Here is a 24,255-nt window from a genome sequence, read left to right as displayed (position 1 = left end):
ATTACCTCCCAGTTCGATGGACACATCCATACCCTAAAATCTATTCTAATATGTATCTACCATTGCACATTATACAATTGGTTAAGAAGCGTCAACAGCAGCATCAGTCGGGTCGGTGCATTTTCTCGAGCTTGAAGGCAAGTTGCCGACGTGTCAGCCCCAAATCTCTGGCCGCTTGAGCAACGTTGCCACCAGTGGCTTCAACTGCAGCCTGTACGATGACACGTTCTATCGACGCAAGCGTTTCACCCTTTTGACGCATCAAGCCAGCAAGCTGCTCGATCGATAGTGTCTCTTCCTGCTGCGCATCCGCTCCGACGAGGTGGCCCTTCTCGTTCAAAGCAAGTCCGCTTTTGACGTGCAGCCGATCAGACCCGATGAAAATATGCCCCAAGTCAATAGCACCAGCTTCGTCGGCAAGGAGAACGGCGCGCTCTACCATTCTCTCCAATTCCCTCACATTTCCCGGATAATCATGCATCAGCAGCGCGTTAATCGAGCGCGCTGTGAAACCTTGAACCGCACGCCTGTGGCGCCTGGCATATTTGGCCCGGAAATGTTCCATCAGACGCGGAATATCTTCCCTGCGCTCCCGCAAGGGCGGAACACGTATCGGAAGCGTAGAAAGGCGGAAATACAGATCGGGCCGGAAGGCACCCGCAGCCATAGCAGCCTCTAGATCAATATTCGACGCGGCGATAAGGCGGACATTCACATGGATTGTCTTGGTGTCTCCTACCCGTTCGAATTCGCCCTCCTGAACTGCCCGCAAAACTTTGCTTTGGGCCAATGGCGAGAGCATCGAAATCTCGTCAAGAAACAGCGTGCCGCCGTTGGCGAGTTCGAAGCGCCCCAGCCGGTTGGCCACGGCTCCTGTAAAAGCCCCCTTGGCCACGCCAAATAGTTCCGCTTCGATCAAACCTTCAGGAATCGCAGCACAATTCAGAGCGACAAAAGGCGCATCTCGACGAAGGCTAAGTTGGTGGGCCATCTTGGCAAACACCTCCTTGCCGACGCCGGTTTCCCCCAGGAACAGCAGACTGGCGTCGGTTCCCGCCGCCCGCTCGATTAGATTACGTACTGCGTGAAAGCCCGCAGATACGCCGGCGACAAAGTCAGTTTCTGGGCATTGACCTCCAGCCGACACGAGCGGAACCACGGCCCTTTCCGTATCCTCCAGGCCGGACCAGGTCGTGTCCCGGCGCGTGGTGTAGGTTTTGAGGGTAGCGAAGCTGACCGGACGCGCGCTCATCGAACAAGCGCTGTAGCGGCCGGTCAGTTTCGCGGGTGGTCACCGGCGAACTTCGGATAAGTTTGGGTTGCGAGACTCAACTTACGGAGACCACCGATGACCAATGACAAGATGGACCTGCACGCCCTGGTTGGGAAGACAGCCGACGGCGATTTTCTGCGCGATATGATCGGCTTTGCCGCGCAGCGGCTGATGGAGCTGGAAGTGGGCGACCTTACGGGCGCGGCCTATGGCGACAAGGATCCCGAGCGCCTCGCGCAGCGCAACGGCTATCGGGATCGGGACTGGGAGACGCGGGCAGGCACGGTCGAGCTGCGGATCCCCAAGCTGCGCAAGGGAACATATTTTCCAGGGTTTCTGGAGCCCCGCCGTATGGCAGAGAAGGCACTGACGGCCGTCATCCAGGAAGCTTATATCCAGGGGATCTCGACCCGCTCTGTGGACGATCTGGTCAAAGCCATGGGCATGAGTGGGATCTCAAAGAGCCAGGTCAGCCGACTGTGCGTGGAGATCGACGAGCGGGTGAAGGCCTTTCTCGATCGTCCGATCGAAGGCGACTGGCCCTATCTCTGGATGGACGCGACCTACATCAAAGTGCGGCGAGCCGGTCGCATTGTCTCTGTCGCGGTGATCATTGCCGTCGGCGTTAACAGCGATGGCCGGCGCGAAGTGCTCGGCATGACTATCGGTCATTCCGAAGCTGAGGTCTTCTGGACCGAATTTCTACGCAGTCTTGCCCGTCGGGGTCTGCGCGGCGTGAAGCTGGTGATCTCCGATTCCCACGAAGGCATAAAAGCTTCCGTCGCCAAAGTGTTCAGCGCCACCTGGCAGCGATGCCGGGTTCATTTTATGCGCAATGCGCTGGCCCATGCCGGCAAGAGCGGTCGCCGGGTCGTATCAGCATTCATCGCCACCGCCTTCGCACAGGAAACGCCCGAAGCCGCAAAGGCCCAGTGGCGCAGTGTCGCCGATCAACTACGTTCCACCGTACCCAAGCTGGCTGCTCTCATGGACAATGCCGAGGAAGATGTGCTGGCCTATATGACGTTCCCCGCCCAGCACCGTACCAAGCTGCATAGCAACAATCCAATCGAGCGCCTCAATGGCGAGATCAAACGGCGTACTGATGTCGTCGGCATCTTCCCCAACGAAGAGGCGATTACCCGTCTCGTCGGCGCTATCCTTCTGGAACAGAACGACGAATGGGCCGTCCAACGCTGCCGTTACATGACACTTGAGAGCGTCTCAGGTTTAAGCGATAATCCCATCATCACGTTGCCTGCCATGGCAGCATGATCAATCCGGCTTAGCCGGAAGTCGCTGTGGCTATCCCAGCGAACCTACACCACGCTGTGGGACACGATCCCGGACCATTCGGATTCTGGTTTAGCATGGAGCACGCAGACCGGATCACCCATCCCCTGACACTCGATTTCGCGCATGATTATCGACTGTCCAGCAAATGTACTGGCAAACCCGCTGGCGAAACCGGTCTGCAACCAGCACACCGGATCGGCGCTGATCCCTTCGGTAGCAAGGTGGATTCCCGCCTCGATCGAATCGTGGACCAGGAAACGCCCTTCGAAATGGCCGCTTGCAAGGTCGCTGTCCAAAGTTTCGATTTCGGTCCAGCCGAACCCGGTCAACGCATGAGCCTGCGGACCCACTGAAAAGGCTTCGAGAAAATCACGGTTGGGCCGAAGATTTTTTGCCTCCACGGCACACCGCGCGCCTTCCGCGAAACCTAACTCCCAAAATAGCTGCCGCGCGCTGGCGAGACCCAACTGGACGACCATCGCGTTCCGCAACATGGTCAGCGCCGAGTTACTGAGCAAAACGCAACGTTCGCTGTCACGCCAGATGCGGCCCTGTTCGGGCGAGAACCGCAGTCGGCTTGTCAAATCGGCATATGTGGGGAGATGCTTCATGGCTCGTCATAACATATATGGCCACTGGCTGCCATAGAAGTCCCAGCATTCGACAAATATGTCGATATTTCGGGTGGCTGCGATACCCCATCTGCGCAATCTTCCTGGAAATACGCTGTTCCATGATTTGGCACGGTTCATGCTGACAACACTTGGAACAGGCGTCGGAGCGCGCTGACCGCGAGAATCTGACGGCGGACATTGGGAGAGGGAAGACAGAATGGATGTTTCCGGACTGGTCGATACGGCAACGGGCCGTCAATCGCGGGCGATATATTCGAGCGAGGAACTTTACCGGCAGGAGCTCGAACGCATCTTCGGGCGGTGCTGGCTGTTCCTCGTGCATACTAGCCAGATTCCTGAGGCTGGCGACTATTTCCGTACCTTTATGGGCGAGGACGATGTCATCGTCATTCGCCAGAAGGACGGAACGATCAAGGCCTTCCTGAACAGCTGCACGCATCGCGGCAACAGGATCTGCCGCTCCGACCGAGGAAACGCGAAGGCGTTTACCTGCAATTATCATGGCTGGTCGTTCGCACCGGACGGCTCGCTCAGCGCTGTACCGCTGGAGAAAGAAGCTTATTTCGGTGAGTTGGACCGCAGCAGGCTGGGCCTTGTTCCCGTGGCCCACGTTGCTGAGTATAAAGGCCTCGTCTTTGGCTGTTTCGATGCCGATCCGCCTTCACTCGAAGACTATCTTGGCGATGCAAAATTCTTCCTCGACGTCTGGCTCGATGCAATGCCGGGTGGAACGTCACTCGTCGGTGAAACCCAGAAGATGGTGCTCGCCAGTAATTGGAAGCTGCCAGTAGAGAATGTCTGTGGCGACGGCTATCATCTCGGCTGGGCGCACGCCGGGGCGATGAGGGCGGTGCAGTCTCTGGATCTTGCCGGTCTTAGCGTCGGCAATTCGAGCACGGATCTCGACGGCGGGCTTTCCGTTGCCGGGTTGAACGGCCACATGGCCCTGACCTCCCTCGACGGGGTTTCGGGCTATGCCTTCTACCCCAAACCAAAGCCAATGCTGGACTATCTTGAATTCAATCGTCCACAGGTGATCGAACGGCTGGGCAAGGTGCGCGGCGAGCAGCTCTGGGGTTCGCAGATCAATATCACGATCTTTCCCAACCTGCAGTTCCTGCCGGGCCTCAACTGGTTCCGGGTCTATCATCCCAAGGGTCCGGGCCAAATCGAGCAGTGGACCTGGGCTATGGTCGAAAACGACATGCCCGCCGAGATACAGGCGGCGATCCTGGACAATCAGTGCCTGACCTTCGGCCTGGCCGGCCTCTTCGACAACGACGATGGCGATAATCTTGCTGCCTGCACCGAACAGTCCCGTGGATGGCGCACAGCGCAAATGGACGTGTTCACCAACATGGCGCTAAACCGTTCAGGGCCGCGCGAAGGTTTCCCCGGCGACATCGCCGCCGGATTGGTGAGCGAGCACAACCAGCGTTATTTCTACCGCCGTTGGCAGGAACATATGCAGGCTGACAACTGGGCCGGTGTTCCCACCTACAACATCAATTCAGTGGTCGCCGAGGAGACAATCAATGCTTGAGTCGGGCGTCGCTCCGATGTCCACGGAGAGTGTCACCGGCCTGACTCAGCGCCTGTACCACGAAGCGCGTCTGCTCGACGCGGAGCGCTTCGAGGATTGGTTGGAATTCATGTGCAACGATGTGACTTATCGCATGGAGCTCAAGAGACGGCGGTTCCGGGCGGATCGTTCGCCGCCCGCGGCGGTTGGCGTCGGCGTCGTTTTCAACGAGAATCTTGCGCGGCTCAAGCTGAGGATCGATCGCCTGCGCTCCGGATTTGTATGGGCTGAGGATCCGCCAAATTTTGTGCGCCGCGTCGTTTCAAATGTTGAGGTCGAGCGCGCGGATGCCGAAAACGAGGCTATCGTGCACTCGGTGATCGTCATCCATCGCAACCGCATCGACGGCCTGACAAGGGTTCTTACTGCCGGGCGCTCCGATCGTTGGCGTATGCATGCCGATGGCTGGAAATTGGCGGCGCGCGAAATAGCACTTGATCACGCGGTACTGCCCGACAGCAACATCAACGTATTTTTCTAACATGTAATCATTGAGAGGAGAATGACATGCGCATTGAGCGGATCGGTCGTGAGCCGGAGTTTTCGCGTTACATGAATCTCAAGGAAGGCTGGCTCGATCGCAGGATCTTCAGTGATGCGGATATCTATGAAGAAGAGCTCTATCGTATCTTCGCACGGTCCTGGCTGTTCGTTGCCCATGAGAGTCAGTTGCCTAAGGCTGGCGATTTCCTGACAACCCACATGGGTGAGGATGGCGTAATCGTCGCGCGACAGCCCGACGGTTCGATCAGGGTGTTCTTGAATTCCTGTCCCCATCGCGGCAACAAAGTTTGCTTCGCCGATGCAGGTAACACCCGCCGCTTTGTGTGCAATTATCACGGCTGGGCGTTCGATACTGCTGGCGATCTGAAAGGCATGCATGAGGAATATTGTTACGACGACAACGATATTGATCGCCGTAAGTGTCTGATCCGAAATTAAGTTGAGTGGTATCAGCAGGTTGGCTTGACGGCCTGGCCTGTCGTTGATTCAGGGGTTTTGCGAAACTACCAAGGATCAACGATGTGGACCGATACCACTCGCGCACTTCATGCGCGACGCGGACTGAATTTGCCAAGTGATTTGACGGATGCCGAGTGGTCGGTGCTCGAACCGCTGTTGCCACCGGCATCGCATGTGGGGCGACCGCGTAAATGGCCGATGCGACGGATTGTCGAGGCGATACTGTTCCTGCTGCGTGGAGGCTTGCCATGGCGGATGCTGCCTCCATGCTTTCCGCCGGTCTCGACGGTGCGGCGCTGGTTTTACCTCTGGCGCGACACCGGCCTGTGGCTGACGATCAACCATGTTTTGCTTATGGCATGCCGCGAGATGACGGGCCGGGAAGCATCGCCATCGGCAGGTGTGATCGACAGCCAGAGCGTCAAAACCACGGAAAGCGGCGGTCCTTGTGGCTATGACGCTGGCAAGAAGGTCAAGGGTCGCAAACGCCATATCTTGACCGACACCGAGGGAAATCTGGTGCATGCCGTGATCCACACGGCTGACATTCAGGACCGTGACGGCGCGCCGATGGTGCTGCGCGAAATCATCCGGCGCTTTCCGTGGTTGCGCCATCTCTTTGCTGATGGCGGCTATGCTGGCGACAAACTCAGGCAAGCTCTGCGACGAATGGGGAAATGGACCGTCGAAATCATCAAGCGGTCGGACACCGCCAAAGGCTTCGAAGTGCTGCCACGCAGATGGGTTGTCGAACGCACACTGGCTTGGCTGAACCGAAACCGCCGCCTCGCCAAGGATTTTGAGCACACCATCGCATCGGCAACCGCGTGGCTGTTCATAGCTTCCATCCAGCTATTCGCCCGTCGCATCGCAAGGCTATGAAATCTCATCGGATAATTATGAATCAGGCACTAAGCTCGACTTTGTACGTTTTTGGTCAGGTCCAAGTCCAGAAGATGCTGTTTTCAGCGATGTGGTCGAGGGCCTGATCGAGTGGCAAGACGCATCCGCCCATATCGTCAATATCTTCCCATTTTCGCCGGTGTGACCAGTAGCCGAGCCTGACTTCGTCGCGCGTGCCGACAGGCTTGAGGCGGGCGATCGGCGCGTCGGTTTCCAGCAGATAGAGATGGTAAGCGCCTTTGTCCTCGTACCAGCCCACGCCACCGCCGTTGGCTGCGTCAAACGTTTCGATGCGTAGAATGATTTCGTCGTCTTTCATGGAGCATCCATAGCTGCCTTCAGGTCACAGCGTATCCGATTCAACTTGCCGCATGGCAACAGCCCAAGCGTTGCAACGTGCTTCAGTTAGGATTCGAAGCATGGGATGTTGGACCAGAACAAGGCCGTTATCGGCGATGCCGTCCCCCAGATCCTGCGCCAATGGATGCAGGTATGGCGCCCCTGCTTCACTGCCCCCAGTTGGGAGCATGTACTTGTTCTTGTGATGGGCGGCCTGCTGGCCACGGGCAAACGGACCGTTACGTCCTGCCTGCGTGTGACCGGCCGATCCCATGCTGCCAACTTTGCCACCTATCACCAGGTCCTCAACCGCGCCCGTTGGAGCTCCCGTGCGGTTGCCAGGCGACTGCTCGGCATTGTGGTCGAACGGCTCGTGCCAGATGGTCCCGTTGTCATTGGCATGGACGACACCATTGAGCGGCGATGGGGGCGCAGGATCACTGCCCGGGGTATATACCGAGACCCGGTCCGCTCCAGTCACGGCCATTTCGTCAAAGCCAGCGGACTGCGCTGGCTCAGCTTTATGGTGCTCACCCCGGTGTCGTGGACCAACTTGATCAAGGCGCTGCCGATCCTGACGTTGCTTGCCCCTTCAGAACGATCCAACCGTCAACGCGGCTGTCGTCACAAACTGCTGACGGACTGGGCCCGCCAGGGCGCGCTGCAGCTGTCTCGCTGGCTGCCAGGTCGTCGGATCGTCTTCATCGGCGACAGCAGCTTTGCCGTCCACGAACTGGCCCATGCCATTACGCCTCGGGCAACGCTCATCAGCCGGCTGCGGCTGGATGCCAGCCTGTTTGCGCCGCCTGCGAGGCGAACATCACGCACGATGGGACGGCCGGCACAGAAAGGGCCAGCACTGCCCAAGCTCAAGACCCTGCTCGCCAATCCGGCGACGCGCTGGACAAGCGTCCTCGTCTCTGCCTGGTATGGCCATGTCAACGGCAAGACGCTCGAGATCACATCCGACATCGCCTTATGGTACAGGCCGGGCACCCCGGTCTTGCCGGTTCGCTGGGTCCTGGTTCGCGACCCTGACGGAAAGCGCGAGCCGCAAGCCTTCTTCAGTACCGACATCACCCTCGAGCCCGCCGACATCATCGCCCTCTACGTCCGGCGGTGGCAGATCGAGGTCACATTTGCCGAAACCCGCGCTCACCTGGGTGTCGAGACACAGCGCCAGTGGACCAACAAAGCCATAGCGCGAACCACTCCGGCGCTGTTGGGTCTCTACTCTCTTATATCGCTATGGGCCGGCGATCTGCTAACCAATAAAAGCAACCCTTATTCCGCCGCCTGGTATCGAAAAACCAGCCTGACCTTCAGTGACGCCATCGGCGCCGTCCGCCTCCAGCTCTGGGTCGGCGACATTAATCAACAATCCCCGCCGCACCGAGAACCGCACTATATTCCGACAACCCGCCTCGTACGTATGGCTCAAGCACTATGCTTCGCCACCTAATCGTACAAAGTCGAGCTAAGAACGGGCTGAAGCAGGTTGCCAGGGTTGGCAGCTATAAGGGGTTGGTGTTTGCGACGTTCGCCGAGGACGGTCCTAGCCTAGATGCTTGGCTGGGCGACTTCCGCTGGTATCTGGACATGCTGCTCGACAACGAGGACGGCGGCACCGAACTGATCGGCGGCTGCATCAAGTCAGTGATGAACGCCAACTGGAAGTTTGGCGTCGAAAATTTCATCGGCGACGCCTACCATGCTGGATGGACGCATGATTCAGGCTGCCGCTCGATGAACAACGGCGAGCCCTTTCCGCCGATCGATATGGAAAATTCCTACCATGCCAGCGTCAATGGCCATGGGTGGGAGTTTGGCACCGAAGGTGTGGGCGACCTGTTCCTGCTGGGCCGACCGAAAGTTCTCGAATATTATGAGAGAATTCGCCCGAAGATGGCCCAACGGCTTGGTGAAATGCGCTCAAAGATCTTCGGATCGGTCGCTTCTGCCTCGATCTTCCCCAACGTATCGTTCCTGCCAGGTATTTCGACCTTCCGGCAGTGGCAGCCCAAAGGCCCTATGGAATTCGAGCTTAAGACTTGGGTGATCGTCAACAAGACGATGCCTGATGATATCAAGGATGAAATCACAAAGGGGGTCATGCAAACCTTTGGCCCGGGAGGCACGTTCGAGATGGATGATGGTGAGAACTGGAGCAACTGCACCACCGTAAACCGTGGTGTAATCACGCGTCACGAACGCCTGCACTACCGTTGCGGTATTTCACGCCAGATCGACCATGATACGCTTCCGGGTATCGTTTACCGCGGGCAATATAACGATGCCAACCAGCGGGGCTTTTACCAGCGGTGGCTCGATATGATGGAGGCCGACAAGCTGGACACGATGCCCCAACGGCCGGAACCTCGCCTTTCCGGCGTTGGCGAGACACGCAATCTCCCCGGCCTGTTCGCGCTCTGAAAAGGATCACTGCAATGATACAGAATGCTACATTGGAACGTCCAACCACTGGACAGAGCGCCTCCGTTGAACAGACGCATAGTTTGACACAGACGCTATACCGCGAAGCGCGGATGCTCGACGAAGAAAATTACGTCGATTGGGTCAAGCTGCTGGCCGACGATTTGCTTTACCATATGCCTGGCATCGAGACTCGCTATCGCCGTGACAAAACAGACCAGGTCAAGGACTTGACCAGGATGGCCTATTATAATGATAATCTTACCGAAATTAAGAAACGTCTCTCTCGATTGGAAACAGGTACTGCCTGGTCCGAGGATCCCGCCACGCGTTATACTCACATCATTACAAACGTTGAGGTAGAACTGACCGCAATACCCGGCGAGTACCAGGTTTTCTCCAACTTCTATGCATATCGCAATCGTAATGAACGCGAGGAAGACTCGCTGATCGGCAACCGTATCGATATCTGGCGTGAAGTAGAAAATAGTTTTCAGTTAGTGATGCGTCGTATCATTCTAAAGCATAATGTTCTCATCAGTAAAAATCTTAACATCTTTCTCTAATCAGCCTATAGCTTACGGTATTAAGCAAGCTGTGCTGGTCGCCGTTAACAAAATTGATGATGACGGGATGATTTCTGACCGCCCGATTCATTCCTTTGGTCTGAATTGTTTGCTGTCTTTCGGATGGAGAGATGAAATGGACGCACTGCGATATTATCTGGTGCCTATGGTTACACTCGCGGCCATCGCCGGATTTGTCCTTGGCGGGCCATTTGTGTGGCTCGGCATTGGTACATTCCCTGTGCTCATGCTGCTGGACATCGCCTTGCCTAGTGATCGCAAGATGCGCGTGCGCGGCATATCGGCCGCTGCGGATTTCGCTATCTACTTGCATTTTCCGCTGATGATTGCGCTCTATCTCGCTTTTGCCTACTCTGTTGAATCAGGCTCCAACCTAATTTGGGGGGCACCGAGTTCATCCTGGCAATTGGCTGGGTCGATCGCCAGCCTTGCCTGGCTATCCTCGGTTCCCACCTTGCCCGTGGCGCACGAACTCATGCACCGTCGGCACTGGTTCCCGCGCGCTCTCGCCAAGGGGCTTAGCGCCTTTTACGGCGACCCCAATCGCGATATCGCGCATATCGTCACCCATCACGTCCACCTAGCCCGTATAATTCATCGGGGGTTGGCGGATGTAGCGTAAGCATCTGATTTAACGTATGATTTGGTTGTCTAATCCGATCAACGTCATTTCAAGAAAGCTACACCCGCCATGGACGATCCTACGCTGCCGCTACCTGGTCTGTCACCTGTTTCGGGCAAGCGGTTGGACGTCAGATTTGACGGCGGTCTGCTATCGTCAGACGGCGGGATTTTGCTGTTGCGCGAGGTGGAGCAGCGCCTTGGCGTTGCGGATCGCATGGCGGCCTGCATCAAAGATCCCCGCGCGCCGGATCTGATCACCCACAGCCTTACCGACATTATCCGCTTCCGGCTGATGATGATTGCGGCGGGTTACGAGGATGGCAATGACGCCTCCAGTCTGCGCGTCGACCCGATGTTCAAGCTGGCCCTTGATCTGGCACCTTCGGATCGCGCGCTATGTTCGCAGCCGACGATCTCGCGACTGGAGAACCTGCCTGATACGCGTGCGTTGCTGGGCATGGGCCGGGCGATGGTTGATCTGTATTGCGATTCCTTCCGCACCGTGCCCAAGCGTATTGTCCTCGACATTGATGACACATTCGATGCCGTGCATGGCGGCCAGCAGTTGCGATTATTCAATGCCCATCATGACGAATATGGCTTCCAACCCATCGTCGTGTTCGATGGCGAGGGCCGCTTCATCACTGCCGTGCTACGCCCGGCCAAACGACCCGGCGGCAAGGAAATCAGGGCTTTCCTGCGCCGCCTGATGCGTGCAATCCGCGCCAACTGGCCAAGAACGCAGATCATGCTGCGCGGCGACAGTCATTATTGCTGTCCCGAGGTCATCGACTGGTGCCGGGCGGGCGGACACGACTTCATCCTGGGCGTCGCGCCGACCTCGACATTGCGCCGCCATGTCACCGATCTCGAAACCAGCACCAAAGCGCGCTTCGAGGCCGCAACCGACGATGGCAAGGTGCGCCGCTTCAAGGCATTCCACGACGGCGCTAAAAGCTGGAGCCGCGTCGAGCGGATCATCGCCCGCGTCGAAGTCGGCGATCAGGGGGCCGACACCCGCTTCGTCGTCACCAATCTCAAAAAGGGCTCGCCCCGCTGGCTCTACGAGCAGGTCTATTGCCGGCGGGGGCAGGCGGAAAATCACATCAAGTCGTGGAAAACCCATCTCGCCGCAGACCGTACATCCTGCACAAAGGCCACGGCCAACCAGTTGCGGCTGTTCCTTCATGCCGGTGCCTACTGGCTTATGTGGGGTCTGCGCACCGCCATGCCGAAACGCTCAATATGGCGCACTGTCCAGTTCGATACCTTGCGCCTGCACCTCATCAAGATCGCTGCCCGTGTCGTCGAAATGAAGACCTTGATCCGCGTCCAATGGCCCACCGCCTGTCCCAACCAGCAGATCGTCCGGGTCGCCCTCGATCGTATCCCTCGCCTCGTTACCTGAACAACGGGCCTGGCCCCAAAAACCAAACCCGTCCCTTCAACCCGCAAGCCTCAACATACCCGACCTTCGGCTCATCCCCGGGAGTGATGCACCGCGCCTGCCTCCAACCAAAAACCGAAATCCTGACGCCCGATCAACAACGCGATGAATTATACGGGCTAGACACGCAGAAGGATAGCGACACGCCGCCCCGAGGGCAGACGATCTACAGCTTCGTCCTTTCGGCGACGTGGGGTTCTTATCGTGATACTTGGGAAAAACAGGGCGAAATGCTCTCACGCATGGGCTATTCGACGTGGAGCTGGCGCAACGCGATGTGGCTACTCCCAATCCTGCTTGGCACAATTGTTGGCGGGGCAACCTTACTCGCGGGGCCTGTTGCTGGTATCGCCACTGCTGTCGCCATTTTTCTCGCCAAAATGTTGATCGAAGGCTTCAATTACTTCCAGCACTACGGGCTGATCCGGATTGAAGGCGAACCCATCGCCAAGCATCATGCCTGGAACCATCTGGGCATGATCTCCCGTCCGATCGGGGTGGAGATTACAAACCACATCAACCACCACCTCGATGGCCACACACCGTTCTACGAACTCCAACCCGAGTGCGACGCGCCGCAGATGCCGTCATTGTTCCTGTGTTTCCTCTGCGGACTTGTCCCTCCGATCTGGCACCGGTTCATAGCCCAGCCGCGTCTGAAAGACTGGGATACAAGGTTCGCATCGCCCGGCGAGCGCAAGTTGGCAGATGCCGCGAATGCGCAGGCCGGCTGGCCGCAGTGGCTCGCCACTGCATGAAACAGTCCACCCCGCATGGAGACGTACGCGTTTGATTGTCTCTATGTGAACTGAGCGTCATCCTTATGGGATGACGCTCCCTTGTCTTCACCGCACCGCCCTCACTCAACATAGTAGATCCGCTTTATGTTTTCCTTCTTGAAGAAGCCCCCACCCAACAAGGTAATCTTTGCCTCGGAAGCCGGACACTGCTGGTCGCTCGAGACAAGACGTTGCTCGAAGCCATGCTTACAGAGGGCTTGGCGATGCCTCATGATTGTAAAGTCGGGTCCTGCGGCACGTGCAAGTTCAAGCTTCTTGACGGCAAAATAAGGGAGCTCAGTCCTTCGGCGCTGGCTCTGGAACGTGATGAGTTGCTCGCTGGATACAGGCTAGCCTGTCAAGCGATACCCCGGTCAGACTTGACGATTGCACTCGACGCGCCACTGACGGTCCAGCAAACCGTGGACGACTATCGCGCAACAATCGTGTCAGTTCCTCGGCTTTGCCCTGACATTATCAATCTTACGGTCGAGCTGGACCGGCCGCTTTCCTTCGTCCCTGGTCAGTATGCAGATATTGGTGCGCCGGGTGTGGATGGTCTACGAAGCTATTCGTTCGCTTTCGCTCCCATAGCAGGCTCGACCCGGAACTTGCAATTCCACGTCCGCCATGTCCCGGGCGGCGCGTTCACGGACTGGCTGTTCGCAGATGATCGGGTCGGGGCTTCTTTGACGTTGAGAGCACCCTATGGCGCGTTCCAACTGAAGCAAAGCGCAGCGCCCATTCTGTGCATTGCAGGCGGCAGCGGCCTTGCGCCTATCATCTCCATATTACAGGAAGCACTTGCGCTGGGGGCGACGCGGCCGGTAACGCTTCTTTATGGCGCAAGAACCCGGACCAACCTTTATTGTCTTGATGAAATCGGGAGACTCAAGGCCACCTGGAGGGGGCCATTCGATTTCATCCCGGTGCTTTCTGACGAGGCGGCCGATAGCCCTTGGCAGGGCGCCAGAGGTCCGGTGACCCAGCAGATTGCTGAACTGCCAATTGAGATGCGGTATGAGGCCTATCTTTGCGGACCGCCCGCCATGGTTGACCTCGCGGAAGCAGAATTACTCGAGGCCGGGTTAGCTCCCGATGCGATCTCCGCAGACCGTTTCGTGGACCGCAGCGACGTACGTTAGCCGACATGGTAGGGACCGCTCTCAAGCCCCCTGTCGATCGCGGCTATGGCAGAGGGTGACATCGAAACAAATCAGTTATCGACCCGGATCATCTTTCCAGCCAATTCCTGGACATCCACTTTTTGAGTGTTATCGAGCAGTACGGCAACACGGTTCATAGTAGCAATAACGGACGTATATTGACCGTGGGCATAAAAAGCGTCGATTGGATAAACCACCGTCTTATCGACCGGCGCCCGATGGTAGCTCAGCTGGCCAATCCCATAAATCGCAAGCCCTCCAGCTTCGGCATGCGCCATCATTCGTTCCGCACGATCTCTCGTCAGATTGCCGCCGAATTCCACGAGTTGAGGGGGAGATACCGTTGGGGCTGACCTGCCCCCCGTCAGTCCCTCGATCATAACGAGAGTCTTGCGGTTAAATACGATGGCCCCTGCGCCTGCACAAGCGCGTCGGGCGTGATGCTCTCGTCCTGCTCGAACGCCCGACGCGCTTGTGCAGGCGTTCGATTTCCCAACGACGAGTGGGGCCGGACATTGTTGTAATCATAGCGCCAGATGGCCAGCTTCCGGCGGGCATCGGCCAGGCTGTCGAACAACTCCTCGTTGAGCAGTTCATCGCGCAGCGATCCGTTGAAGGACTCGATGAACCCGTTCTGCTGGGGCTTGCCCGGATCGATGTAATGCCACTCGACCTTGTTCTTGCCAGCCCATTCCAGGATCGCCCGACTGGTGAACTCGGTGCCGTTATCGCTGACAATGCAAGCCGGTTTGCCATAGAGCCGCACCAGCGTATCAAGTTCACGCGCCACTCGGGCACCCGAGATGCTGGTATCGCCGACCAGGCACAGGTTCTCCCGGCAGCAATCGTCATTGATGGCCAATATCCGGAATTTGCGCGACGCACCGAAGGTGTCCGACACAAAGTCCATCGACCAGCGTGCGCCCGGGATCAACGGCACGGGCATGGGGGTGCGACTACCACGCGCCCGTTTCCGACCGCGACGGCGACGAACCGACAGACCTTCCTCCCTGTAAATCCGATAGAGCTTCTTGTGATTCATGATCAGCCCCTGGCGTTCGAGCATGACGCCGATCCGGCGATAGCCAAAGCGGCGGCGCTTGCCCGCGACCTCACGCATGGCAACACGGATGGCACCATGGTCTGGCGGGCGTTCGCGCCGGACCGTCTTGGGATCGACACCAATCAGCACGCAGGCCCGGCGCTGGGAGATCTGAAAACCTCCCAGCACTTTGAGCACAGCATCACGCCGCTGGCTTGGCGTCGTCAGGCTTTTCCCAGCAGGTCCTTCAGGATGACGTTGTCGAGCATACTGTCCGCCAGCAAGCGTTTCAGCTTGCCGTTCTCGTCCTCAAGCTGACGCAGTCGGCGGGCATCGGACACCTCCATGCCGCCATACTTGCCCTTCAACTTGTAAAACGTCGCCGTGCTCAGCCCGTGCTTCCGGCAAATCTCGACCGTCGGCAGCCCGGCCTCCTGTTCCTTGATCATCCCGATAATCTGCGCTTCGGTAAAACGGCTCTTCCTCATACGTCTGCTCCTCTGTCGGCAGACTCTACATTAGAATGAGGGAACTCTCGGGGGGCAGGTCATTTGATGTGCGCGGGATGCCATGATCCCGGCCCGGGTCACCCTGGAACGATGCTGCTTGAACAAGCGGGACGACCGGTGGCATCGCTGATCGGCAGAGACGATCTTGAGTTGGAATATTTGCGCGCGATCGTGCGTCAGGGGCTAATCGAGATGCCGCCATTCCGGCCAACTGAGCTGAGCGACGCAGAGATCGATGAGATTTACGCTCATATCATGAGTGCAAAACCGCCCGTGACGACACCGGCGAAGCCGGTTAAGAAAGGGTCTTGAGGGCCAACCGCGTCAGCAGCGCGGCAGTACCCTCCGGAGCCGCAATTGCCGCGCGATAAGCCTCCAGGCTCAATCGCGCGGCGGATTGTGCGGACAAGTCCAGTGATTGGCCCTGCTGCTGGCCATCATAGACAAGACATCGGACCAGTTCGATCTGGATCTGGCGCTCCATCTGAAGTTCGCTCGCCTTCAAGCTGGTGTAAAGCTTGTCTCTCGCAGCTACCGCTTGCAGGTCCGGTGCCTGCTTAAGCCACGACTTGGCCCACCGCCGCGCATCGCGCACCAGCCAGACCATGTTTTCGTTCAATGCAGCAACACCACCTAGCAGGTCGCCGATCTCGAATTGGCTGAGAGCCCTGCCCTCGCCTTGCGCCAGCCATAGACATAACAACAAAATGTTGACGTCGAAACCATGCTCGTCCTGCAGAACCAAGCACAGGTCAGCAACTTGCTGTCTTGCATAGACTTCCAGCGAAAATTGCCAGAATTCGTCAGCTGCGTCCTTGCTTGTCATTTCTCATTGCCGTGATCAACCTTCATCCTACGCTGCCTATCCGCTGGCGGACAAGCGGAATTAGAAGAAGCGATTTTCAGGCCGTGGTAGTCCGAAATGGTGGCGCAATGTCGTACCTTCGTATTCCTCTCGGAAAATGCCCCTGCACTGCAATTCGGGCACGACCATATCGACAAAGTCGTTCAGTCCTTCCGGAAGATAGGGGAACATGACGACGAACCCGTCTGACCCACGCTCCTCCAGCCAAATTTCCATTTCGTCGGCGATCGACGACGGCGTGCCGATAAAGGCGAGCCCCGCATAGCTGCCGGCCCTTGCGGCGAGCTGGCGAATCGTCAGATTATGCGCCCGGGCATCCTCGATAATTTTTTCCCGCGCAGTTTTGCTAGCGTTGGTTTCAGGGATTTCCGGGAGCAAGCCATCGGGATCAAAGCCCGACACGTCGAACCCAAGCAGGCCACAGAGCGATTGAATGCCGCTTTCATAATGGACCAGACTGTCGAGATGGGCACGCTTGGCCTGGGCCTGCTCGAGCGTTTCGCCAACGACGACGAATGCTGCGGGCAGAATTTTCAGATGATCGGGATGCCGCCCGACTTGCGCCATTCGCCCTTTCACATCGGCATAGAAGCGCTTGCCACCATCGAGATTCGATTCTGCAGCGAAGACAACCTCAGCCGTTTCGGCGGCCAGCTGACGCCCCGCTTCCGAGGCGCCGGCCTGAAAAATGACCGGCCATCCCTGGACCGGGCGAGCAATGTTGAGCGGGCCGCGAACTGAAAAATGCGGTCCCTTGTGATCGAGTACGTGCATCCGTTGAGGATCGAAATATATTCCGCTCTCGGCATCGCAGACGAAAGCATCCTCTGCAAAACTGTCCCACAGGCCGGTCACCACATCGTAGAATTCGCGGGCGCGCAGATAGCGGCCGTCATGTTCCGGCTGCACTTCGTAACCGAAATTCTTGGCATTGTCAGGGTTTGCAGTGGTCACGACGTTCCAACCAGCCCGCCCGCCGCTGAGATGATCAAGCGAAGCAAACCGACGCGCTACATGAAAGGGTTCTTCAAAGGTGGTCGATGCAGTCGCAACCAGGCCGATCCGTTCGGTAGCGCCCGCCAGAGCTGACAGCAGAGTAAGGGGTTCGAACGACGTGACGGTGTGGCTGCGCCGCAGAGCATCGACCGACATGTTCAGCACGCCGAGATGATCGGCCATGAAGAAGGCATCGAACTTTCCCTCCTCCAGTTTGCGCGCAAATTGCCTGATCGCATGGAAATTGAAATTGGCGTCGTGGATCGCTCCGGGATAGCGCCAGGCACCGGTGTGGATACTGACCGGTCGCATGAACGCACCGAGGTGAAGTTGGCGCTGACGAGACATCAAATTTCGCTCCTATGGCTTCCCAAATACGAAACCCGGCGTTAGCGTTGCCCGCCGATATCGCCCGACTTTCGCCGATATCCTGGCGTCACATCAATTTCCTCGGGCGCTACGACTTCTCCGTGCCCGACGCCGTCGCCAACGGCGGTCTCAGGCCGCTACGCCAACCTAATTCCGAATGGGACTTTTGAAAAGAAATATCGACCCTTACGACACTTTCCTGTTCCGCTCAGCCGCACGACCCAATTCCAGTTCCAATAGCGTCCATAATCATCCTTGACGGGGCCGCCTTTAAACGACCACTTGCACCGACTACGACCCACGCGCGCAGGGGTCACTCAACCATAGCTGACCTGCTTAGATCTTTACGTAGCAGGGTTGCGCTTGCCACTGCCAGTGCAATCAAGGCCGCAGCTATGATTGGCGCATCACTCTGTGCGCCAAATCTGCGAAACAGCAATGCGGCCACGATGGCCCCTAGCGTTTGACCGATCAGCCGTGACAACGAGAGCATTGCCGAAGCCGCTCCAGCGCGGGCGTGTGGAGCAATAGCGATCATGCTATGGTTGTTGGGAACCTGGAAAATGCCGAAGCCGATGCCGCAAATCGCTGCCGCTGCGACGATCAGCAAAGCCGAAACGCCCGGTTGCAGCAATGACAGCCAAATTGCGCCACCGGTTAGGACGATCAACCCCGAAGCGCACAGCCAGGCTGATGGATAGCGACTGACCAGACGCCCGGAAACGAACGCTGCAATCACGATGCCGAGCGGCAGTGGCACCATGAAAAGGCCGATAGTCTCAGGTTTGAAGTGAAACCGTTGTTGCAGAATGAAGGGGAATGACAATGTGATCAGCATCATGACAGCATAGGCTGTTGCAGACATAGCATAAGCTGCGCGCAGTGAGTCCAGCTTCAGCAAATCGAGCGGTACCATCGAGTCCTGGTTGGCTGTTGTGCGTTTACCGAGGAACCATATGGCCGGAATCGCGACGCCGATTGAAAGCAATGTCCACCGAGAAACGGAATCTTGGGCCAGATCATTGAGGAAGAGGAATATTGCCGCGAAGCCCGCACAGCACAACAAGGCCGAACGATAATCGAATGGCTTCTTCTGCGACCCGGTCGAAGGGATTGCCCAGAATCCGAGTGCAAGCGCGAGCAAGCCGAACGGAAGCCCCACTGCAAAAATGGCGTGCCATCCCGCAATCGAAAGGACGAGCGCACCGACCGCCGGTCCGGCGGCCGAAGCAATCGAAACGGCGATGGTATTGTATCCTATGCCGCGCGGGACCAATGCGGGAGGGTAGATTGTCCGAACCAATGCCCCGCTGGCCACCATTACTGCCGCGGCACCGATACCTTGCACAAAGCGCGACGACGCGAGAACTGCCAAACTGCTTGCGTTGATACTGCCAACGGCTGCAAGCATGAAAAGCAAGAGGCCGCCCAGATAGACTTTCTTGTAGCCAAGGATTTCAGCGGCCTTTGCCATCGGCAAAAGGGCCATCACTATGGCGATCTGATAGGCGTTGACTGCCCATACCGATTTTGCCGCAGTTAGGGCCAAACCTTTCGAGATGAAAGGCAGCGCTACGTTAGCAATTGATACGTCCATAATGGTAAGAAATATGGCACTCCACATCGAGAGTGCCGCCCAGAACCGACGAGAAACTGGAAGCCCGGTTGTCGGTTGGGATCCGTCCGCAATAGTTGACGTCCCGACTTGGGGCGCTCCATCGATCGAGCTCATGACGCCGCAACTTGGGGCTTTTGGCCCATCTTTTTGTACTTCCCAAACATTATGACGGTCCTTAGCGTCATCCGCCAAGTGCGAGGCAAGCGGTACGCCAGTCTCTATTCGACTTCAGAATAATAAACCCAAACCTGGTCACTGACGTGCGGGTTGCCGCTTAGAGCACCAAGAGCGAACGGCAGGCGATGCTCCTGTCCGTTCGCTCCCATTTTGTGGCCCTGCAGGTTGATCGGCCCCTAATCGGTGGAGACTTGCGCCGCACTCTGTTGCCGCGATCGACCGCATAGAGGGCGCAGTGCCGCATTACATCTTGAGAATGGCCTTGATTGCGTTACCGGAAATTTCCGTATCCTCGACAGCCTGATTGATCTGGTCGAAGTCGTAGAACGAGCAGAGCCGTTCGAACGGGAACAGGCCGGCTTCGCGCATCGCAATCAATTGCGGAATGAAGACCTGCGGAGTGCTGGAACCTTCGACCACGCCGCGCAGTTTGCGGCCGAACAGCATGTTGTTCATGTCGAGAGAAAATTCGGTGCCGAGCCTTGCCCCACCGACCACAGCGGTTTCTCCCATGGTATGGGTACTGTCTACCGCGCTTCGCAGAACCTGCGGAATGGCGGTGGTATCGATCGCATAGTCCGCGCCGCCGCCCGTCAAGCCAATGATCGTTTCCTGGGCATTGGTGTTCGTTGCGTCGATAATATCGGTCGCACCAAGCTCACGGGCCAGCTTCAGACGCGTGGGATTGCGATCGACTGCGATAATCTTGAGACAGCCGGAAGACTTCGCAGCCATCACCGCGCTGAGTCCAACCGAGCCGACGCCGAAGATCGCGATCGACGAGCCTGGGGGAGGCTGCAGCGCATTGAAGACGGTGCCTGCGCCGGTCTGAATTCCACAGCCCAACGGGCCGAGAAGCTCAATCGGCGAGGAGTCGGAAACTTTGACGCAGTTGCTTTCGTTAGCGATCGAGTAGGTCGCGAATGAGGACTGGCCGAAGAAGCACGCATTCACCTCTTCTCCGTTGCGGCGGATCGGGGTCGATCCGTCCAGCCTCCGGCCCAAGAAATTGAGCGGGAAAAGGCTCGGGCAATAGGCCTGGTGTCCCTTCATGCAAGACGGGCAGGTTCCACAATAGCTGAATGACAGCACGACTTTGTCGCCCGGCTTGACTGCGGTGACACCGCGCCCGACCTTTTCGACTACGCCCGCTCCTTCATGCCCCAGCACGGCAGGAAGTGGCGTTGGCATGTACTGGTCGCGAACGCTCAGATCGGTGTGGCACATCCCGGCTGCAGCGATCTTGACAAGCACTTCCCCATCGCGGGGATCTTCAATATCGACCGTATCAAGGATAAATTTCCCGCCCTGGCTTTCAATGATCGCAGCAGAAGCTTGCATATTCAGTCTCCCCTTTTGCGCTCTTTGGCGCGTTCCTAGCAGAAAAAGTACAGGTTCTTGTCTTGCGTCACTCGCGCATCGATCAGCAGCTTGCGCCGGAACACCTGGAAGCCATCACCAACCCGGCGCAGCTTATCCTCACGCCCCAGCGTATGAACGGTCACTTCAAGTTGGCGGCGGTTGCGATAGACGACCACGTTTGAATAAACTTCGAACTCTCCATCGCCTGCATCGAAAGCTTCGACGTTGCCGACCATGTACCGGATCTTGGACGGCGGATCCTCCATCCATACGGTGCCGGTATAAAGCCGCTCTACGCGTTGCTTGAGCTCGCCATAATCGTCATTATAAATTGCAGCATCGTCGGGTGTCGGGTCGGGGCGACGGTCGCGGATCAGGCGTTGTTCATAAATCGGCATCCAGTAATGGATGTCTTCGGCGACCATGTCCGCTAACCATTCTCGGTATTGCCCGTTCTGCAGCATCCGGACTTCGCTACGATAATGCATTTCGATCGCGGATTGGACATCCAATCCCGCTAAGGTCTGTTTCCCCGACATAAACTCTCCGGCATTCGATACGTTTGAAAAAGTTTGTGGATTACTCGGCTGCGTCGACTTTGTCGTTCCAGTAATTACGATTGGTGAACATCGAATCCCAGGTGTCGTCGTTTGCCTTCACCGCTTTCCAATCGGGCGCATCCAGCATTTCCTTCCAGAATCGATAGAAGCCGCGATGGGATGTTTCGCCGATGAAGCTGGATCCAACAATCCCCGGAAAAACCGGATGTGGACCTTCGAAGCCGACACCCATGCTTGAGCTGATCCGACCGTTACGGGTGATGGTTCCGCGGTTGACAAAGGTGGACGACGACATGTTCTCGCCATCGTCGCTTTCCAGCGTTCCGGCAGTGCCGAAACTCCGGGTGGCTTCGCGCTGGATCATGCTCTTCGTTTCCGCGTCGGCGTCACGCGGCACCATCGTGTAGGTCCACACTTCAATCTCGTGCGGGCCACGCGGATGCCAGACCTTGAACGTATTGGTTCCGTAAAGAAACGAGCAGCTCGGGAAGAGCGAGCAGTTCCAGTGGCCAACATAAAGTTCTTCACGCTCCGGTCCGAACTTTCGGCCAACTTCAGCGCGGGTGTCGGCAAGGTATTTTGCCCAGCCATCGCGCTTGACGTGGATCGCCGGGGCGGCGTTGTTGATCACTCCGAAGCCATGCCCGTGCCGGGTCGTGAACTGAAAGCCGAGTTTTTCGAAGGGCATGTCTGCGCGGTTACCCGCCAGTCCCGCAAGTTCGCCGCCGACCTGCATCAAGGCGCCGGCGTGGGTCCAGCCGACATGGTAGCCATCGCCTACGAAATTCTCTGCCGGCACCTTCCAATTGCAGGCCAGAATGCTCTTCATCGGCGGGCCCAGTAGCTCCAGCCCGCCACCGGCACCTTCCCAGATCGTATCGAGGTACCAACGGAACTCGCCCAGATATTCCTCCAGACTTGGCGCGTCGGCATCGCCGCAGCCGAAAATGAAGCCTTTGTACGTCTCTACCCGAATGTGCTTGGCACCCAGCTTCGCCTTGTCGAGCTGGCCATGATAGCACCGCGTTTCGAGCGGGACATCAACCAGACTGCCGTCCTGACCGTAAACCCAGCCGTGGTAGTTGCAGACGAACGCCTTGGCATTGCCGCTATCGGCATGGCAAATCTGGTTGCCCCGGTGCGTACACGAATTGATGAACGCCCGGAACGAGCCATCTTGCTGATGCGACAGGATGACCTTGTCTTCAGCCATATAGGTGGTGATGAAATCGCCGGGCTTGGGAAGGAGCGACTCGTGCCCCAGAAACAGCCACGAGCGAGCAAAAATACGCTCCAACTCAAGGTTGTATACGTCTTTATCCCAGAAAATCTCGCGCGACTGATTAGATGCGACATTGTCGACAAGGTTGGGGATTCCAAGCATAATTCTCTCCGTACTGCTGTCTATGGCTTGAATCGGGCAAGCTCTGAAACGATAGGCAATGCGATGCACTATATGCAAAAAATTGCCATTGCGCAACCCTAGATGCCGTAATGGGCCGGCGTTTCAAGAGTAGCCAAGTTGGGTGGCTGTCCCTCAGAATGATGGTGTTGGAAACAGGGTCCGAGTGATCGGCCCCAAACATCATGAGAGGAACAGCCATGGAGTATTATGCCGGAATCGATGTCTCTCTGAAAGAGAGGTGGCCTGGCAAAACTGCACATCGGGATAAGTGGATTTTCTGCCTGACGGCGGCCAGGATGGCCGCGTGACAGGAGTAGAGATGAGCAAACGACCACGCCGGAATCACAGCCCGGCATTCAAAGCGAAGGTGGCATTGGCCGCCGTGAAGGGCGAGAAGACGCTGGCGGAGCTGGCGCAGCAGTTTGACGTGCATCCGAACCAGATCACGCAATGGCGCGGGCAGCTTCTGGAAGGGGCTGCCGGTGTATTTGGCAGCGAGACGCGGAGCGAGGCTGCGGCGCCGGTGATCGACGTAAAGACGCTGCACGCCAAGATCGGTGAACTGACGCTGGTGAACGATTTTTTGTCAGGGGCGCTCGGGGAGGCGGGACTGTTGCCGAGCGCAAAACGATGATCGACCGTTCGCACGCACTGCCGTTGGCGCGGCAAGCCCGGGAGCTGGGGATCAGCCGGGGCAGCATTTATTATCTGCCCAGACCGGTGCCGCCTGCCGATCTCGCCATCATGCGGCGGATCGACGAGTTGCACCTGGAATTTCCGTTCGCGGGTAGTCGGATGCTGCGTGATCTTCTGCGGCAGGAAGGCATCGAGATCGGCCGCCAGCATGTCGCCACGCTGATGAAGAAGATGGCGATCGAGGCAATCTACCGTCGCCCGAACACATCGAAGCCGACCCCTGGGCACAAGATCTACCCTTACTTGTTGCGTAAACTGCCGATCGTGCGGCCCAATCAGGTCTGGGCAACGGACATCAGCTACATCCCGATGGCGAGGGGGTTCGTCTATCTCGTGGCCATCGTCGACTGGTTCAGCCGCAAAGTCCTGGCTTGGCGGGTGTCGATCACGATGGAGGCCGACTTCTGCGTCGAAGCGCTGGAGGAAGCGTTGACGCGCTTCGGGAAACCGGAGATATTCAACACCGATCAGGGCAGATGGGGTGGTTGCCGCCCTCCCCAGACGGCATCGCAATGTGCCAGGTTAGGGTGTTGAGACCACTTAGCCCGTATAATTCATCGCGTTGTTGATCGGGCGTCAGGATTTCGGTTTTTGGTTGGAGGCAGGCGCGGTGCATCACTCCCGGGGAT

At 57.6% G+C, this 24,255-nt stretch carries 24 protein-coding genes and 1 pseudogene; 14 read left to right on the top strand and 11 right to left on the bottom strand.

The genetic code is table 11. From position 1 onward, the window contains the following. Window positions 1-103: 103 nt before the first annotated feature. On the bottom strand, window positions 104-1,252 hold the full coding sequence (locus SPBM01_RS14085; protein WP_169575434.1) for a sigma-54 interaction domain-containing protein: 1,149 nt from the start codon (window positions 1,250-1,252) through the stop codon (window positions 104-106). 96 nt (window positions 1,253-1,348) lie between these two features. Here SPBM01_RS14085 and SPBM01_RS14080 point away from each other — a divergent pair, with 96 nt between their 5' ends. Then, window positions 1,349-2,548 (top strand): IS256 family transposase, encoded by a 1,200-nt coding sequence (locus tag SPBM01_RS14080; protein ID WP_188062306.1) that lies wholly within the window; start codon window positions 1,349-1,351, stop codon window positions 2,546-2,548. A 44-nt stretch (window positions 2,549-2,592) separates the two neighbouring features. On the opposite strand, the gene SPBM01_RS14075 is transcribed toward SPBM01_RS14080, so the two are convergent. Continuing rightward, complete coding sequence (locus tag SPBM01_RS14075) at window positions 2,593-3,180, bottom strand: XylR N-terminal domain-containing protein (RefSeq protein WP_235955315.1); 588 nt, start codon at window positions 3,178-3,180, stop codon at window positions 2,593-2,595. A 220-nt stretch (window positions 3,181-3,400) separates the two neighbouring features. Between SPBM01_RS14075 and SPBM01_RS14070 the strand changes: the two genes are divergently transcribed. From SPBM01_RS14070 to SPBM01_RS14055, 4 genes are all read left to right on the top strand, one after another. Continuing rightward, a complete protein-coding gene (locus SPBM01_RS14070) occupies window positions 3,401-4,747 on the top strand; it encodes an aromatic ring-hydroxylating oxygenase subunit alpha (RefSeq protein WP_088189919.1) in 1,347 nt (448 codons plus the stop codon). Beyond that, window positions 4,740-5,267, top strand: a complete 528-nt coding sequence (locus tag SPBM01_RS14065) for an aromatic-ring-hydroxylating dioxygenase subunit beta (RefSeq protein WP_088189920.1) — start codon at window positions 4,740-4,742, stop codon at window positions 5,265-5,267. The genes SPBM01_RS14070 and SPBM01_RS14065 overlap by 8 nt, the downstream gene beginning before the upstream one ends. Before the next feature lie 26 nt (window positions 5,268-5,293). After that, complete coding sequence (locus tag SPBM01_RS14060) at window positions 5,294-5,728, top strand: aromatic ring-hydroxylating oxygenase subunit alpha (RefSeq protein WP_408021808.1); 435 nt, start codon at window positions 5,294-5,296, stop codon at window positions 5,726-5,728. 81 nt (window positions 5,729-5,809) lie between these two features. Beyond that, on the top strand, window positions 5,810-6,631 hold the full coding sequence (locus SPBM01_RS14055) for an IS5 family transposase (RefSeq protein WP_188065724.1): 822 nt from the start codon (window positions 5,810-5,812) through the stop codon (window positions 6,629-6,631). Window positions 6,632-6,686: 55 nt separating this feature from the next. On the opposite strand, the gene SPBM01_RS14050 is transcribed toward SPBM01_RS14055, so the two are convergent. Next, window positions 6,687-6,971, bottom strand: coding sequence for a hypothetical protein (locus SPBM01_RS14050; RefSeq protein WP_119750773.1), 285 nt, complete (start codon window positions 6,969-6,971; stop codon window positions 6,687-6,689). A gap of 105 nt (window positions 6,972-7,076) precedes the next feature. Here SPBM01_RS14050 and SPBM01_RS14045 point away from each other — a divergent pair, with 105 nt between their 5' ends. The 7 genes from SPBM01_RS14045 to SPBM01_RS14015 all read left to right on the top strand — a co-directional run bounded on the left by SPBM01_RS14045 (window position 7,077) and on the right by SPBM01_RS14015 (window position 14,006). After that, window positions 7,077-8,453 (top strand): transposase, encoded by a 1,377-nt coding sequence (locus SPBM01_RS14045; RefSeq protein WP_169575582.1) that lies wholly within the window; start codon window positions 7,077-7,079, stop codon window positions 8,451-8,453. 65 nt (window positions 8,454-8,518) lie between these two features. Further along, the gene (locus SPBM01_RS14040) at window positions 8,519-9,424 is read left to right on the top strand and encodes an RHO alpha subunit C-terminal catalytic domain-containing protein (RefSeq protein WP_262504174.1); all 906 of its coding nucleotides are present in this window, start codon (window positions 8,519-8,521) and stop codon (window positions 9,422-9,424) included. Window positions 9,425-9,438: 14 nt separating this feature from the next. Then, on the top strand, window positions 9,439-9,990 hold the full coding sequence (locus SPBM01_RS14035; protein ID WP_169575573.1) for a 3-phenylpropionate/cinnamic acid dioxygenase subunit beta: 552 nt from the start codon (window positions 9,439-9,441) through the stop codon (window positions 9,988-9,990). Beyond that, window positions 9,953-10,633: a hypothetical protein gene (locus SPBM01_RS14030; protein ID WP_262504173.1), complete on the top strand. Its 681-nt coding sequence runs from the start codon at window positions 9,953-9,955 to the stop codon at window positions 10,631-10,633. Before SPBM01_RS14035 ends, SPBM01_RS14030 begins: the two co-directional genes overlap by 38 nt. 69 nt (window positions 10,634-10,702) lie before the next feature. Next, on the top strand, window positions 10,703-12,043 hold the full coding sequence (locus SPBM01_RS14025; protein WP_043155119.1) for an IS1380 family transposase: 1,341 nt from the start codon (window positions 10,703-10,705) through the stop codon (window positions 12,041-12,043). 86 nt (window positions 12,044-12,129) lie between these two features. Then, window positions 12,130-12,840: a fatty acid desaturase gene (locus SPBM01_RS14020; RefSeq protein ID WP_262504172.1), complete on the top strand. Its 711-nt coding sequence runs from the start codon at window positions 12,130-12,132 to the stop codon at window positions 12,838-12,840. Between the two features lie 212 nt (window positions 12,841-13,052). Then, window positions 13,053-14,006 carry a 2Fe-2S iron-sulfur cluster binding domain-containing protein gene (locus SPBM01_RS14015; protein WP_262504171.1) on the top strand — a complete coding sequence of 318 codons (954 nt, stop codon included), beginning with the start codon at window positions 13,053-13,055 and terminating at the stop codon, window positions 14,004-14,006. 71 nt (window positions 14,007-14,077) lie between these two features. On the opposite strand, the gene SPBM01_RS14010 is transcribed toward SPBM01_RS14015, so the two are convergent. Further along, entirely contained in the window at window positions 14,078-14,407 is a 330-nt protein-coding gene (locus SPBM01_RS14010) for a hypothetical protein (protein WP_235955317.1), read from the bottom strand. Then, a protein-coding gene (locus SPBM01_RS14005; RefSeq protein ID WP_119750804.1) for an IS3 family transposase occupies window positions 14,404-15,557 on the bottom strand; the annotation gives its coding sequence in 2 pieces (ribosomal slippage) (window positions 14,404-15,299 and window positions 15,299-15,557; 1,155 coding nt in all). Before SPBM01_RS14005 ends, SPBM01_RS14010 begins: the two co-directional genes overlap by 4 nt. Before the next feature lie 111 nt (window positions 15,558-15,668). On the opposite strand from SPBM01_RS14005, the gene SPBM01_RS14000 reads away from it, so the two are divergent. Then, window positions 15,669-15,890: a c-type cytochrome gene (locus tag SPBM01_RS14000; protein ID WP_235955307.1), complete on the top strand. Its 222-nt coding sequence runs from the start codon at window positions 15,669-15,671 to the stop codon at window positions 15,888-15,890. Here SPBM01_RS14000 and SPBM01_RS13995 read toward each other — a convergent pair. From SPBM01_RS13995 to SPBM01_RS13970, 6 genes are all read right to left on the bottom strand, one after another. Next, window positions 15,874-16,404: a TIGR02444 family protein gene (locus tag SPBM01_RS13995; protein ID WP_169575528.1), complete on the bottom strand. Its 531-nt coding sequence runs from the start codon at window positions 16,402-16,404 to the stop codon at window positions 15,874-15,876. The two genes, SPBM01_RS14000 and SPBM01_RS13995, sit on opposite strands and share 17 nt — an antisense overlap. Before the next feature lie 60 nt (window positions 16,405-16,464). Next, the gene (locus tag SPBM01_RS13990) at window positions 16,465-17,787 is read right to left on the bottom strand and encodes an LLM class flavin-dependent oxidoreductase (RefSeq protein WP_043154275.1); all 1,323 of its coding nucleotides are present in this window, start codon (window positions 17,785-17,787) and stop codon (window positions 16,465-16,467) included. A 334-nt stretch (window positions 17,788-18,121) separates the two neighbouring features. Further along, on the bottom strand, window positions 18,122-19,540 hold the full coding sequence (locus SPBM01_RS13985; protein WP_223177703.1) for an MFS transporter: 1,419 nt from the start codon (window positions 19,538-19,540) through the stop codon (window positions 18,122-18,124). Between the two features lie 306 nt (window positions 19,541-19,846). Further along, window positions 19,847-20,944: an NAD(P)-dependent alcohol dehydrogenase gene (locus SPBM01_RS13980; protein ID WP_169575526.1), complete on the bottom strand. Its 1,098-nt coding sequence runs from the start codon at window positions 20,942-20,944 to the stop codon at window positions 19,847-19,849. A gap of 35 nt (window positions 20,945-20,979) precedes the next feature. Continuing rightward, the gene (locus SPBM01_RS13975; RefSeq protein WP_169575525.1) at window positions 20,980-21,504 is read right to left on the bottom strand and encodes an aromatic-ring-hydroxylating dioxygenase subunit beta; all 525 of its coding nucleotides are present in this window, start codon (window positions 21,502-21,504) and stop codon (window positions 20,980-20,982) included. Between the two features lie 40 nt (window positions 21,505-21,544). Then, entirely contained in the window at window positions 21,545-22,909 is a 1,365-nt protein-coding gene (locus SPBM01_RS13970; RefSeq protein WP_169575524.1) for an aromatic ring-hydroxylating oxygenase subunit alpha, read from the bottom strand. Between the two features lie 340 nt (window positions 22,910-23,249). On the opposite strand from SPBM01_RS13970, the pseudogene SPBM01_RS13965 reads away from it, so the two are divergent. Continuing rightward, window positions 23,250-24,100, top strand: a pseudogene (locus SPBM01_RS13965) (IS3 family transposase); the annotation flags it as partial. Between the last annotated feature and the right edge of the window lie 155 nt (window positions 24,101-24,255).

Origin of the sequence: Sphingobium sp. KCTC 72723 (genome assembly GCF_014280435.1) — a bacterium.
Classification (GTDB): Bacteria; Pseudomonadota; Alphaproteobacteria; order Sphingomonadales; family Sphingomonadaceae; genus Sphingobium.
This window is presented reverse-complemented; position numbering and strand designations above follow the sequence as displayed.

Bases quoted from the DNA above. Each gene is read 5' to 3' on its own strand.
- SPBM01_RS14085 (WP_169575434.1), bottom strand. From the start codon at position 1,252: ATGAGCGCGCGTCCGGTCAGCTTCGCTACCCTCAAAACCTACACCACG.
- SPBM01_RS14080 (WP_188062306.1), top strand. From the start codon at position 1,349: ATGACCAATGACAAGATGGACCTGCACGCCCTGGTTGGGAAGACAGCC.
- SPBM01_RS14075 (WP_235955315.1), bottom strand. From the start codon at position 3,180: ATGAAGCATCTCCCCACATATGCCGATTTGACAAGCCGACTGCGGTTC.
- SPBM01_RS14070 (WP_088189919.1), top strand. From the start codon at position 3,401: ATGGATGTTTCCGGACTGGTCGATACGGCAACGGGCCGTCAATCGCGG.
- SPBM01_RS14065 (WP_088189920.1), top strand. From the start codon at position 4,740: ATGCTTGAGTCGGGCGTCGCTCCGATGTCCACGGAGAGTGTCACCGGC.
- SPBM01_RS14060 (WP_408021808.1), top strand. From the start codon at position 5,294: ATGCGCATTGAGCGGATCGGTCGTGAGCCGGAGTTTTCGCGTTACATG.
- SPBM01_RS14055 (WP_188065724.1), top strand. From the start codon at position 5,810: ATGTGGACCGATACCACTCGCGCACTTCATGCGCGACGCGGACTGAAT.
- SPBM01_RS14050 (WP_119750773.1), bottom strand. From the start codon at position 6,971: ATGAAAGACGACGAAATCATTCTACGCATCGAAACGTTTGACGCAGCC.
- SPBM01_RS14045 (WP_169575582.1), top strand. From the start codon at position 7,077: ATGTTGGACCAGAACAAGGCCGTTATCGGCGATGCCGTCCCCCAGATC.
- SPBM01_RS14035 (WP_169575573.1), top strand. From the start codon at position 9,439: ATGATACAGAATGCTACATTGGAACGTCCAACCACTGGACAGAGCGCC.
- SPBM01_RS14030 (WP_262504173.1), top strand. From the start codon at position 9,953: ATGTTCTCATCAGTAAAAATCTTAACATCTTTCTCTAATCAGCCTATA.
- SPBM01_RS14025 (WP_043155119.1), top strand. From the start codon at position 10,703: ATGGACGATCCTACGCTGCCGCTACCTGGTCTGTCACCTGTTTCGGGC.
- SPBM01_RS14020 (WP_262504172.1), top strand. From the start codon at position 12,130: ATGCACCGCGCCTGCCTCCAACCAAAAACCGAAATCCTGACGCCCGAT.
- SPBM01_RS14010 (WP_235955317.1), bottom strand. From the start codon at position 14,407: ATGATCGAGGGACTGACGGGGGGCAGGTCAGCCCCAACGGTATCTCCC.
- SPBM01_RS14000 (WP_235955307.1), top strand. From the start codon at position 15,669: ATGCTGCTTGAACAAGCGGGACGACCGGTGGCATCGCTGATCGGCAGA.
- SPBM01_RS13995 (WP_169575528.1), bottom strand. From the start codon at position 16,404: ATGACAAGCAAGGACGCAGCTGACGAATTCTGGCAATTTTCGCTGGAA.
- SPBM01_RS13990 (WP_043154275.1), bottom strand. From the start codon at position 17,787: ATGTCTCGTCAGCGCCAACTTCACCTCGGTGCGTTCATGCGACCGGTC.
- SPBM01_RS13985 (WP_223177703.1), bottom strand. From the start codon at position 19,540: ATGAGCTCGATCGATGGAGCGCCCCAAGTCGGGACGTCAACTATTGCG.
- SPBM01_RS13980 (WP_169575526.1), bottom strand. From the start codon at position 20,944: ATGCAAGCTTCTGCTGCGATCATTGAAAGCCAGGGCGGGAAATTTATC.
- SPBM01_RS13975 (WP_169575525.1), bottom strand. From the start codon at position 21,504: ATGTCGGGGAAACAGACCTTAGCGGGATTGGATGTCCAATCCGCGATC.
- SPBM01_RS13970 (WP_169575524.1), bottom strand. From the start codon at position 22,909: ATGCTTGGAATCCCCAACCTTGTCGACAATGTCGCATCTAATCAGTCG.